Origin of the sequence: Vibrio sp. B1REV9 (genome assembly GCF_905175395.2) — a bacterium.
GTDB classification, from domain to species: domain Bacteria; phylum Pseudomonadota; class Gammaproteobacteria; order Enterobacterales; family Vibrionaceae; genus Vibrio; species Vibrio alfacsensis.
Genome location: NZ_HG992745.1, coordinates 1134949 through 1147325, shown reverse-complemented (window position 1 = coordinate 1147325; position 12377 = coordinate 1134949). Strand labels below are relative to the sequence as shown.

The 12377-nt window shown below is 44.5% G+C and carries 7 protein-coding genes; all 7 read left to right on the top strand.

The window, feature by feature from the left end:
• Nucleotides 1-66 precede the first annotated feature (66 nt).
• The 7 genes from hemL to KHN78_RS10825 all read left to right on the top strand — a co-directional run bounded on the left by hemL (nt 67) and on the right by KHN78_RS10825 (nt 12375).
• Complete coding sequence (hemL, locus tag KHN78_RS10855; protein ID WP_211916034.1) at nt 67-1362, top strand: glutamate-1-semialdehyde 2,1-aminomutase; 1296 nt, start codon at nt 67-69, stop codon at nt 1360-1362.
• A 397-nt stretch (nt 1363-1759) separates the two neighbouring features.
• Nucleotides 1760-2845: an AI-2E family transporter gene (locus tag KHN78_RS10850; RefSeq protein ID WP_211916033.1), complete on the top strand. Its 1086-nt coding sequence runs from the start codon at nt 1760-1762 to the stop codon at nt 2843-2845.
• A 107-nt stretch (nt 2846-2952) separates the two neighbouring features.
• Nucleotides 2953-3978 (top strand): 16S rRNA (guanine(1207)-N(2))-methyltransferase RsmC, encoded by a 1026-nt coding sequence (rsmC, locus tag KHN78_RS10845; protein ID WP_211916032.1) that lies wholly within the window; start codon nt 2953-2955, stop codon nt 3976-3978.
• A 226-nt stretch (nt 3979-4204) separates the two neighbouring features.
• Nucleotides 4205-7591, top strand: a complete 3387-nt coding sequence (locus tag KHN78_RS10840; RefSeq protein WP_211916031.1) for a response regulator — start codon at nt 4205-4207, stop codon at nt 7589-7591.
• A 916-nt stretch (nt 7592-8507) separates the two neighbouring features.
• Nucleotides 8508-10190: an ABC transporter substrate-binding protein gene (locus tag KHN78_RS10835; protein WP_211916030.1), complete on the top strand. Its 1683-nt coding sequence runs from the start codon at nt 8508-8510 to the stop codon at nt 10188-10190.
• 170 nt (nt 10191-10360) lie between these two features.
• Nucleotides 10361-11347 carry an ABC transporter permease gene (locus KHN78_RS10830; RefSeq protein ID WP_041058689.1) on the top strand — a complete coding sequence of 329 codons (987 nt, stop codon included), beginning with the start codon at nt 10361-10363 and terminating at the stop codon, nt 11345-11347.
• Nucleotides 11348-11349: 2 nt separating this feature from the next.
• Nucleotides 11350-12375 (top strand): ABC transporter permease, encoded by a 1026-nt coding sequence (locus tag KHN78_RS10825; protein WP_211916029.1) that lies wholly within the window; start codon nt 11350-11352, stop codon nt 12373-12375.
• Nucleotides 12376-12377: the final 2 nt, after the last annotated feature.

Sequence of the window (12377 nt, the reverse complement as noted above, 5' to 3'; positions counted from 1 at the left end):
CTAACTTGAGATTAGCTAGGTACAATGCGCCCCACTTGGTCCGAGCAATCAACAGAGGATAATCCCATGACCAAATCATCAGAGCTATATCAAAAGGCTCAGAAAACCATTCCTGGCGGTGTGAATTCACCAGTTCGTGCATTCAACGGTGTTGGCGGCTCTCCGCTATTTATCGAACGAGCAGACGGTGCCCTGATTTTTGATGCCGATGGTAAAGCGTACATTGACTACGTAGGTTCTTGGGGCCCAATGATTCTTGGCCACAACCATGCAGTGATCCGTGAAGCTGTAATCAAGGCAGCTCAACGCGGTCTGAGTTTCGGTGCGCCAACTGAAATGGAAATTGCGATGGCTGAATTGGTCTCTGAACTTGTACCATCAATGGAACAACTTCGCATGGTAAGCTCTGGTACTGAAGCAACCATGAGTGCGATCCGTCTTGCTCGTGGCTTTACTGGTCGCGACAAAATCATGAAGTTTGAGGGCTGCTACCACGGCCATGCAGACAGCCTATTAGTAAAAGCGGGTTCTGGCGCGCTAACTCTTGGCCAACCAAGCTCTCCAGGCGTACCTGCTGACTTTGCTAAACACACGCTAACAGCAACATTTAACGATCTTGAATCTGTACGTGAATTGTTCGCTGCAAATAAAGGCGAAATTGCGTGTATCATCGTTGAACCAGTAGCGGGCAACATGAACTGTATCCCACCAGTAGCTGGCTTCCACGAAGGTCTACGTGAAATCTGTGACCAAGAAGGCGCGCTTCTGATTTTCGATGAAGTAATGACAGGTTTCCGCGTAGCACTTGGCGGTGCTCAAGCTCACTACAACATCAAACCAGACCTCACCACACTAGGTAAAGTGATCGGTGGTGGTATGCCAGTTGGCGCTTTTGGTGGTCGCAAAGAAGTTATGCAATACATTGCTCCTACAGGTCCTGTGTACCAAGCGGGCACATTATCTGGTAACCCAGTGGCCATGGCAGCAGGCTTTGCATGTTTGAATTTGCTAAAAGAAGAAGGCAATGAGAAACGCCTAGCAGCAAAAACAAAACAACTTGCAAATGGTTTCAAAACACTTGCAGACAAACACGGCGTTCCACTTGTTGTAAACCAAGTAGGCGGCATGTTCGGCTTCTTCTTTACTGAACAAGAAAGCGTGACTTGTTATGAAGACGTAACTAAGTGTGATGTCGAGCGCTTCAAACGTTTCTTCCACCTAATGCTAGAGCACGGTGTCTACCTTGCACCATCAGCATTCGAGGCAAGCTTTACCTCTCTTGCTCACGGCTCAAAAGAAATTGATGCCACATTAGAAGCCGCTGACCGCTGTTTCGCTATCATTGCGTCTGAAGCGAAATAAGGTAACTGAATTGGGTGCTTTTAGCAAAACGGCGCTAAAGCCATAGCGCTCAATTCAATACAAAAATTACTATATAAAAAGGACCATCTCGGTCCTTTTTGGATACCTATTTCCAGTTAGCAATCACTAGAATGATCATTACACCAAGCACAATTCCAAACCATGGTATGCGTTTGGTCTTTGTCTCAGTTTGACACGCCTTATCTTTGCCACAGCAACCCATTTTTTGATCTCTTGATTGATAACCGCCTGAATTGTGGTCATTATAACAGGTCAATGGCGCCGTTCTAATTCAGCTCTGTCATAAGCTTGAAAGAATTGTCGGTGCAAAGTACTAAAGATTTTGCGCTGTGGTATAAGGCGTAAACACAAATCATCCGTAAGTTGGATTAATCCTATGCCGAATAATGTAAAAATCACGTCGAGTCACCGAGTGCTAGTCGTTGCACTCCTCGCCGCTGCTTTTGCCTGCTATTTACTGGTTGAACCGTACATCAATTCAATCGTTATGGCTTTCATCATCTCACTACTCATGTTTCCAATTCATGAATGGTTTGAGAAAAAGATGCCGAGCCACCAAAACATGGCGTCACTACTTTCATGTATCGTGCTCACTTTTATTATCGTGATTCCATTGTTATTTGTATTTGCTGCAATTGTTCAACAAGGGTCAGTGTTTTCACAAAACACTTATCAATGGGTTTCGAATGGCGGAATTCAAGATATCTTCCAACACCCATGGGTAGTCAAAGGTTTATCTCTTGTAAATGAATACTTGCCTTTTGACAAAATTGAACCTCAGGCTATTGCAGAAAAAGTTGGCCAGTTCGCCACAAGTTTTGGTTCTAACCTTGTGGCCATTAGTGCCAAAATCCTAGGTGACGCCACGAATTTCTTGATGGATTTTTTCCTAATGCTGTTCGTGTTGTTCTTCCTACTTCGCGATCACGATAAAATCATTTCAGCACTGCGCCATATTTTGCCGCTTTCGCGTAGCCAAGAAGATAAAATTCTGACAGAAATCGAGCAAGTTTCTAAATCTGCTGTAATGGGATCATTCTTAACGGCAATCGCTCAAGGTTTTGCTGGTGGTATTGGTATGTGGCTAGCTGGATTCCCTGGTTTGTTCTGGGGAACGATGATGGGCTTTGCCTCTTTCATACCAGTAGTCGGTACGGCATTAATCTGGATCCCAGCAGCCATCTATTTATTCCTGACTGGCGATACAACTTGGGCAATCTTCCTTACTGTTTGGAGCGTGATCATTGTTGGTTCTATTGATAACTTATTGCGCCCACTTTTAATGCAAGGCAGTGCGGGGATGAACACGTTAATGATCTTCTTCTCACTATTAGGAGGTTTGCACCTGTTTGGCTTAATTGGATTGATCTATGGTCCGTTAATCTTTGCCGTCACTATGGTCTTGTTCAATATCTACGAAGAAGAGTTTAAAGACTTCCTTAACAAACAAGATAACACCTAGAAATATCGGTCAGTAGCGCCTGAGTTCTGGGTAGACGTTAATTGCTTCAAGCTTGGGCCAGATTGTGCGAAAATCTGGCCCAACTTATTTTCTGACGAACCAAATTTATGTCTGCTTATATCGCTCCTAGCCAAATAGCTCAGCGCCAACTCGAGTATTTCAACGGAAAACACGTTTTAGTTGCAGGTGAAGTTGAAGACTTATTCCCTCTGGAATTGGTCAATCACTGTGAGTCTGTCGAAGTGTTCACTTCTAACTATAGCTATTTCCGTCAAATTCGCAGCTCTGACAAAATTAGAAGCCACTTCGGTTCAGAGTTTGATATTGATACTCAAGCAGACATGGTGTTGTTGTACTGGCCAAAAGCAAAAGCAGAAGCAGAATATTTACTTGCCATGCTGATGGCGAAGCTTGGTATTAACACCGAAATCGTCGTCGTTGGTGAAAACCGCTCAGGGGTGAAGAGCATTGAGAAAATGTTCAAAGAATATGGCCCTGTAAACAAATACGACTCTGCTCGTCGCTGTTCATTCTACTGGGGTACTTGCCTTAACGAGCCAAAGCCTTTTAATCAAGCGGATTGGTTTAAGTCTTATGTTGTAACGTTAGGTGAACAATCGCTGACGGTTAAGAGCCTTCCTGGCGTATTCAGTCATGGTGAATTTGATTTGGGTAGTCGTTTGCTGCTTGAAACCCTGCCTAAGCTATCTGGCAAAGTTCTCGACTTTGGTTGCGGCGCAGGCGTACTCGGCGCATTTATGACGAAAGCAAACCCAGAGATCGTGATTGAAATGTGTGACATCAACGCTTATGCGATCACCTCTAGCCAAGCAACGCTAGAAGCTAACGGGTTAACGGGGCATGTGTTTGCGTCAGACATTTATTCAGATGCTTCAAACGATTATCGTTTTATCATCAGTAACCCACCATTTCACAGTGGTCTCGACACAAATTACAACGCAGCTGAAACGCTACTAGGTCAAGCACCTCACCATATGACTCGCGATGGTGAAATGGTCATTGTTGCGAACAACTTCTTAAAATACCCGCCAATTATTGAGAAAGCATTCAATAATTGCGAGACACTAAATAAGACTACCAAGTTCTCTATCTACTACGCTAAAAAGTCGTAATCCGTTGCTGCGCAGGCGAAATCCTGCGCAAATTTTCCTAAAGTACATCAAACTCAGCAAAAAACTGCGCCTTTCACCACGCTTTACACTTAACTTTCTTGTCAAAGAAAAAAAACTCGTTAATTTTGTTAATTCTATTGAGTTTAATGCCTTATCCGTTTTTAACGAGAACCTCGGCAAGCCCCAATTATTGGCCACTGCCCTTTTATGAGTTGTAATCTTATTCATGTTTAAATTCTACAAAAAGCAGAAATTTAAGCGTCTACAAAGTACGCTAATGACCGCCTTTTTGGTTCTAAGTATTACGCCCCTGACGATCACAGCGATCTTCTTCCTGCAATCTCACACTAAAGATCTTGAAGAACAGAGTACATCGCATCTTCTTTCAGTTCGTGATACCAAGCAGCAGCAAATCATCGATTACTTCGCGGCGCAAGAAACCGAAGTAATGGGCTTTGTGCGTTCAGAATTAGCTTATGCTAGCGGTGGACGATTCTACGGCCTTGTTAATGCATTTAGTCGCTTGGGGCAAGATATCGAAAGCGCAAGACACAACGCTCAACAGCGCTACATTAGAGGCAGTGGCGACCAAATCAAAACCTCGATTTTACCCGAATCTTCAGACTACGTTGGCAGTGAACGCTATCGTCTGCTCCATAAGCGCTACCACTGGGCTTATCTAGAATTACTCAAGCGCTCAGATTTCAACGATATTTTATTGGTCGACATTGATGGGAACGTCACATATTCAATCAACAAAGACGACAACTATGGCACTAACTTACTAAGCGGCCCATACAAAGATACCGCATTGGGTAAAACGTTTAAGCGCCTATCTGAAGATGTCAGAGCTCGCCGAAAAATCAATGAAGACTATACCCCCGTCGTCGTGTCTGACTTTGATTTAGAAAATGGAAAACAAGTCGCGTGGCTTGGTGCACCTATTGTACAACAAGGCTACCTACACAGTTATGCCATGTTCCGCCTACCAAATAATGGTATCACCAAGCTCGTTGCTGATATCAACCGTGATTCATCCATCAATACCCTTTTAGTAGGTAGCAACCATCAGCCTCGTACCATTAACACCAAGCAACAAGATATTCAAAACAGCTTGGAAGTCGTGGATAAAGCCCTTGCTGGTCAAACAAACGTTGGAACCTACAAAAATGGTGCGGGAGAAGAGTTTATCGCCGCATTTGCGCCTATCCAAACCCGAGGGATAACTTGGGCATTGGTGGTTCAACTACCAGAAAAAGAAGCTTTTTATCGCGTTCATCAGCTGGAAAAGCTATTCGTCATTGCAATGCTTATCGCTATTGTTCTAGTAGTCATTGCCTCACATTACCTGTCTAACTTCATTACTTCGCCTCTACTCAAATTAACATGGGCTGCAGAAAAGGTTTCCGCAGGTGATCTAGACGAAACCACATTTAATACCAAACGCAAGGATGAAATTGGCCGTCTAGCCATTAGTTTTGAGCGTATGCAACGTTCTATTCGCGAGAAGATCCAAACCATCAAGCAACAAAACGAAGAGCTAGAGAGCAACATCAAGCTGATCCAAAAGCAAAACGAAGAGTTGCAATTGGCAGACAAACTCAAAGATGAGTTCCTAGCAACGACGTCCCACGAATTACGTACACCACTACACGGGATGGTAGGAATTGCAGAAACCCTAGTCTCGGGAGCAAATGGTGCCATTCCTGCAAGCCAAAAGTACCAACTGGATATCATCATTAAAAGTGGTCAGCGCTTGGCCAACCTAGTAGATGATTTATTGGATTACCACAAAATGCGTTATGGCAGCATGGATATCCAAAAGTCGGCGGTTAGCCTTGCGAGTGCCACTCGCTTGGTGCTTGAGCTTTCAAATCATTTACTTGGAAACAAAACCATCCGAATCATCAATCAAGTTCCAGCTGATTTAAAAGCCGTTTCAGCCGATCCTCAGCGCTTAGAGCAAGTGCTGTATAACTTGATCGGCAATGCGATCAAGTACACCTCTGAAGGGAAAATCGTCATCTCGGCCAATGTCATTGATGAGCAAGTCCGAGTTCAAGTGGTCGATACTGGCCAAGGTATTCCAGCTGAACACCTCGAGCATATTTTTGAACCGCTTATCCAAGCGGGACAAGATACCAGCCGTTACCGTCAAGGTGCTGGTTTGGGGCTATCAATCAGCCGTCAATTGATTGAGTTAATGGGCGGGTCACTCTATGTGAGCAGCCAGCCAATGGTCGGGACGACATTTAGTTTCACTCTTCCACTGGCTACGGAAGCAGAAATTGAAGCCACTGAAAGCCTTGCTGCTCGCGGACATTTCCAAATTCCTGAAATAAACATGGACAGCAACAACGATCTTTCTCTACCAGAAAATCCTGATGGTCCTCTTCTTTATGTGGCCGACGATGAACCCGTTAACTTACGCGTGTTAGAAAGCTTCTTACGATTAGAAGGCTACCGAGTACGTACCGTTTCCGATGGTCCTGATACACTAACGTTAATCGAACAGGAAAAGCCTGAACTCTTATTACTCGATATCATGATGCCGGGAATGAGCGGCTATCAAGTTTGTAGTGAATTGCGTAAAACATACGATCATGCTGAACTGCCAATCATTATGCTCACCGCTCTGAATCAAACTGAAGACCGTGTTCGTGGATTTGAAGCCGGTGCTAATGATTATCTATCAAAGCCATTTAACAAACAGGAGCTTGCTGCTCGGATTCAAGCCCACCTAACGGCAAGTAAAGCTGAAATGCGTCATGTCGAGAACAAACTCCTAGAGTCCGAACTACGACAACGAGCACAAATTGAAGCCAGCTTGCTAGAAACACAAGGACGGTTACTTGAACAATTGGAATCGGCTCCTGAAGCCATCATTTGCTTGCGTGATGACCAACGGGTACGTTTTGCCAATGAAGCCGCATGCAAACTGTTTAGACGGACTTTGGAGCAGCTTAGACGATCTTCGGCAGATGAGTTAATCGCGCCAAAATACCTCACAGTCAAGCAACCACATTACTGCGGTAAGGTGGATATATACGTTGAGGATATTCGCCAAAATATTGAAGCAGACATTCTTAAACTTCCTGAGGGCTCAGGCCTAGATGTCATGTACATCTTTAACGTCGGTGGTGGGGCAAATGCAGCGCGTATCCACAATTTGGAAACTGCCGTTGAAGTACTGTCGAGCTATGCATTCGATGGCGACAAGGACCAACTTCAAAAATTGAAAGAGCTTGGTGGGGAATTTACTCGTCTTGCAGATAAAGCATTGGGCAGTAAAAAGGACAAACAAGAGCTCATGCGTGAAGTACTCGTCGATGTTATGTCGCACGCCCTTGATTATTGGGAATCCGCAACCGGAGAAACCAAATTTGCCTTTGCAGAACAAAGTGGGCTTTGGCGTGTCTACCTCGACCGAAGTACGCTACAAACTCGTACGCTCGATAAATATATGCGCATTGAAACGCTACCTAAAACGCCACGCTGGCGAACGGTACTAAGCTCTATCGAGTTCATTCTTGAGCATTGTAAGGACCAAAGCCCAGAGCGTGCTCATATAGAAGCTCAACGAGACAAGTTACAAAGATTGCTTACCAGTTAATCTTTCATAACATACACATCCTACCCCACCAATCTGGTGGGGTATTTTTTTATCTATCATCTCATATAGCATGGGATCACTCTTCTTCACCAACAAAGCGGCACTCAATAAGTAAGCACATACGATAAGTACGTTTCAAGCAAACGGTACAAACCAATCTCCTTCTGGGGCTGCTGGCTGCGAAGCCTCCTCCTTATCAACGATAGACCAACCACACCTGGCAAGGTAATTACTTAGATTGTGTACCTAAAGCGTTCTTAAGGCATGATATAAAGAGCTCCTAATACATGAAACAAGTATTCTCAACTCAGAGAGTTCCTCACTATAGATTTACCCCAATCGCTTTAGCCAACGCAACGAAACACACTTCCTTTTTTAGTTAAAAAAAGCATAATCCTCACCGCCGTTTTTACGCGACATTTGGCCATATTTGAGTTTCAAAACAGAGTTTGGCTGACAATTGGTAGAGATTGCGAACTCAATCACAACAGAACGGCAGATTAAATTTCATCTAAATAATTAACGTATTTTTGACGTGTGAGCTAGATCGTCAATGACTCACAAACAATAGAAGACGACAAAAATAAAGCGCTTAAGGGTTAGTAACAACTAACACGCACTTTTCACATGGAAACATATTGCGACGCAGTTCAATGTTCAAAACTTAGCCTCAGGCGTACAAAAAAAGCGCAAAATAACGTTTATAACGTAAGTTGCTATGTTTTTAACGTTTTTGACGGGAAACGAATTTGATTATTTTACTGATAAGGTGTTTTCTTAACCGTGCCTAAGGCCTACAGGCCACTCTTAGAAGCTACAGGCAAATAGATATAGTGTAGTGATGAAGAGGTGGGTCTTAGAGAATGTTAATCCATTATTCCATTAGTGAAATGAAAGCAAATAGTAAGGAACAGCTATGCTTGCCAATATTAAAAAAACAGCACTAGCAACAGCAATTATTGCAACGGCTACGACCGGTTTTGCATCAGTAGCTACAGCCGCTGAACGCAGTGAACTGACTATCCACCCTAAAGAGTTTACAACTTTTGTTCGTAACTTTAACCCTTTCTTGGGTGCAACTAACCTGCACACAACGACTGACTTTATTTACGAGCCTCTCGTTGTTTTCAACGAAATGCATGGTAACACACCAGTATTTCGTCTAGCAGAAAACTTCAAAATGGCCGATGACCTAAAAAGCGTAATTTTCGATATTCGTAAAGGCGTAAAATGGTCTGATGGCGAAGCGTTTAGCGTTGATGACGTAGTTTACTCTTTTAACCTAGTTAAAGAGAAGCCAGAGCTCGATCAATCAGGTATCAACTCATGGGTTAGCAGCGTAGAAAAACTTAACGATCACCAAGTTAAGTTCAACCTAACTGAAGCAAACTCTAACGTTCCTTACGAAATTGCTAGAGTACCAGTGGTACCTAAGCATGTATGGAGCAAAGTAAAAGATCCAGCGACATTCACTAACGAAAATCCAGTGGGTTCTGGTCCGTTCACAGTAATCGACACGTTCACTCCGCAGCTATACATCCAGTGTGAAAACCCGAACTACTGGGATGCAGCTAACCTAGACGTTGACTGTCTACGCGTTCCTCAAATTGCAAACAACGACCAGTTCCTGGGTAAAGTTGTTAACGGCGAAATGGACTGGACTTCTTCATTCGTTCCAGACATCGACCGTACTTACGCAGCGGCGAGCCCTAAACATCACTACTGGTACCCGCCTGCAGGTACTCAAGCGTTCGTAGTAAACTTCAAAAACCCAGATGCAGCGAAGAACGAAGCGCTAACTAACGTTGACTTCCGTCGCGCATTCTCTATGGCTCTTGACCGTCAAACTATTATCGACATCGCGTTCTACGGTGGCGGTACTGTGAATGACTTTGCATCAGGCCTTGGCTATGCATTCGAAGCTTGGTCTGACGAAAAGACTCATGACAAGTTCAAAGGTTACAACACTTACAACGCTGAAGGTGCTAAGAAGCTTCTAGCAAAAGCAGGCTTTAAAGATGTGAACAAAGATGGCTTCGTTGACACGCCATCTGGCAAGTCTTTCGAGCTTCTAATTCAATCACCAAACGGTTGGACAGACTTCAACAACACAGTACAACTCGCAGTTGAACAGTTGGGCGAAGTTGGTATCAAAGCTCGTGCTCGTACACCAGATTTCTCTGTGTACAACCAAGCAATGCTTGAAGGTACATACGACGTAGCATACACCAACTACTTCCACGGTGCAGACCCATACACTTACTGGAATAGTGCGTACAACTCAGCACTACAGTCTGGCGATGGTATGCCACGTTTCGCAATGCACTTCTACAAGAACGATAAGCTAGATGGTCTTCTAAACAGCTTCTATAAAACAGCTGATAAGCAAGAACAGCTAGAAATCGCTCACGGTATTCAGCAAATCATCGCTCAAGACCAAGTCACTATCCCTGTATTGTCTGGTGCTTACATGTACCAATACAACACAACTCGCTTCACTGGTTGGTGGAACGAAGAAAATCCTAAGGGCCGTCCAAACATTTGGGCTGGTATCCCAGAGCGTCTACTTCACGTATTGGACCTAAAACCAGTTAAATAAGTAGAAGTTCATTTCTAGCGGCACACATCCCGTGTGCCGCCTATAAAAATCCCCTTGTGACCAAACCAACATATGGCGCTCGTCGTCAGGGGATTTTTCGCTCTAAATTTCGCTAGGAGCGACCTGAAACCAGAAACAGGGAAAAAATCTGGGTGAGTAAGGTGTGAGTTATGGGTTATTTTTTAAGACGTTTGTCGTTCTATCTTGTCGCGCTCTTAGTTGCAGCGACGTTAAACTTTATTATTCCGCGAGCAATGCCTGGTGACCCAGTTACCATGATGTTTGCTAACGCATCAGTACAGGTAACACCAGAGCGAATCGCAGCAATGAAAGAACTGCTGGGTTTCGTAGATGGTCCAATTTACATTCAGTACCTGTCGTACATCAAAAACATTCTAAGCTGGGAGCTAGGTACTTCTATCCAGTTCTACCCGCTTTCAGTTAACTCTTTACTAGGTGGCGCATTTGGTTGGTCATTGTTCCTAGCAGGTACTGCTGTTGTACTTTCATTCTCGATTGCTTCTGTTCTCGGTATCTTCGCGGCTTGGAAACGTGGTAGCCGATACGACGCATTTGTCACGCCAGGCACTCTGATCATTCAAGCGATTCCGCAAATGGTTATCGCGATGCTAGCACTGTTCATCTTTGCTATCGGCCTAAAGTGGTTCCCATCGGGTTACGCATACACCCCAGGTACAGTGCCAGATTGGACAAACTGGGAGTTCTTAAAAGACGTGGGTTATCACGCAATCCTTCCATTGTTCTGTGCAACGATTGTTCAGATTGGTGGCTTCCTAGTAAACATGCGTAACAACATGATCAACCTACTTGCTGAAGACTACATCACAATGGCAAAAGGTAAGGGGCTGAGCGAAAACCGTGTGGTATTCAACTACGCAGCTCGTAACGCACTACTACCAAGTGTCACTGCACTCTCAATGTCTCTAGGTATGGCAATCGGTGGTCAGCTAATCATCGAGATGATCTTCAACTACCCAGGTCTAGGTACGGTTCTTCTAAACGCAATTCACGCACGTGACTACCAAGTACTTCAAGGTCAGCTCATCATCATGACGATGTTCATGCTGTGCTTCAACCTAATGGCTGACATGCTGTACATGATTCTAGACCCTCGCCTACGTAAGGGAGGCAAATAATCATGAAAGAACTATTTAAACTGATTTTAGGTAACGCGTTCGCACGTGTTGGTTTAGCAATTATCTCGCTATTCATCTTTATAGCAGTAGCTGCACCTTTGATTACTCAACACGCACCAGACAAGCGTACTGGTAACCCACATGAATACCCTGGTTTTGTTGTAAAACAAGCACAAAACAACCCGGATGGCTGGGTTGCGAAAAACCTAGCAGACGACCGTCGTACCCTGCTGATGTCGAAAAAAGCAGACCACGTACTGGGCACGTCTCGTATGGGCCGTGACATCTGGTCTCAAGTTGCTTACGGCGCTCGAGTATCTCTAGGTGTTGGTTTCGGTGCGGGTATCATCGTGTGTTTCTTAGCAACCGTTATTGGTATCTCCGCAGGTTACTTCGGCGGCCGTGTCGATGATGTACTGAGTGCTGCTATGAACATCATGCTGGTTATTCCACAGTTACCACTCCTGTTCGTACTCGCTGCGTTTATCGGGGAGGCAGGGCCGCTCACCATTGCCTTGATTATCGCCGGTACTTCCTGGGCTTGGGGTGCACGTGTTGTGCGAGCTCAAACCATGGCACTACGAGAAAAAGAGTTCGTTAAAGCAGCAGAAGTACTGGGTGAGTCACCAATTCGCATCATCTTCGTTGAGATTTTGCCAAACCTCATCCCAATCGTTGGTGCAAGCTTCATCGGTTCAGTAATGCTAGCAATCAACACGGAAGCGGTAATTTCATTCCTAGGTCTAGGCGATGCAAACACCATCAGTTGGGGCATCATGCTGTACAACGTACAGACTTCATCAGCGATGCTTATCGGCGCATGGTGGGAAGTGCTAGCACCTTGTTTTGCATTAACTCTATTGGTTACTGGCCTTGCTCTACTGAACTTCGCAGTCGATGAAATTGCTAACCCGCAGCTTCGTTCTCACAAAGGCATGAAACGCTGGAAGAAAATGGCAGCACAAGATAAGAAAGAACGTGAGCCAGAATTGGCACCACAAAATGCACTATGGAGCGGAGATAAATAATC

Coding starts and splice junctions, on each gene's coding strand:
- KHN78_RS10840 (WP_211916031.1), top strand. CDS start 4,205: ATGTTTAAATTCTACAAAAAGCAGAAATTTAAGCGTCTACAAAGTACG.
- rsmC (WP_211916032.1), top strand. CDS start 2,953: ATGTCTGCTTATATCGCTCCTAGCCAAATAGCTCAGCGCCAACTCGAG.
- hemL (WP_211916034.1), top strand. CDS start 67: ATGACCAAATCATCAGAGCTATATCAAAAGGCTCAGAAAACCATTCCT.
- KHN78_RS10835 (WP_211916030.1), top strand. CDS start 8,508: ATGCTTGCCAATATTAAAAAAACAGCACTAGCAACAGCAATTATTGCA.
- KHN78_RS10830 (WP_041058689.1), top strand. CDS start 10,361: ATGGGTTATTTTTTAAGACGTTTGTCGTTCTATCTTGTCGCGCTCTTA.
- KHN78_RS10825 (WP_211916029.1), top strand. CDS start 11,350: ATGAAAGAACTATTTAAACTGATTTTAGGTAACGCGTTCGCACGTGTT.
- KHN78_RS10850 (WP_211916033.1), top strand. CDS start 1,760: ATGCCGAATAATGTAAAAATCACGTCGAGTCACCGAGTGCTAGTCGTT.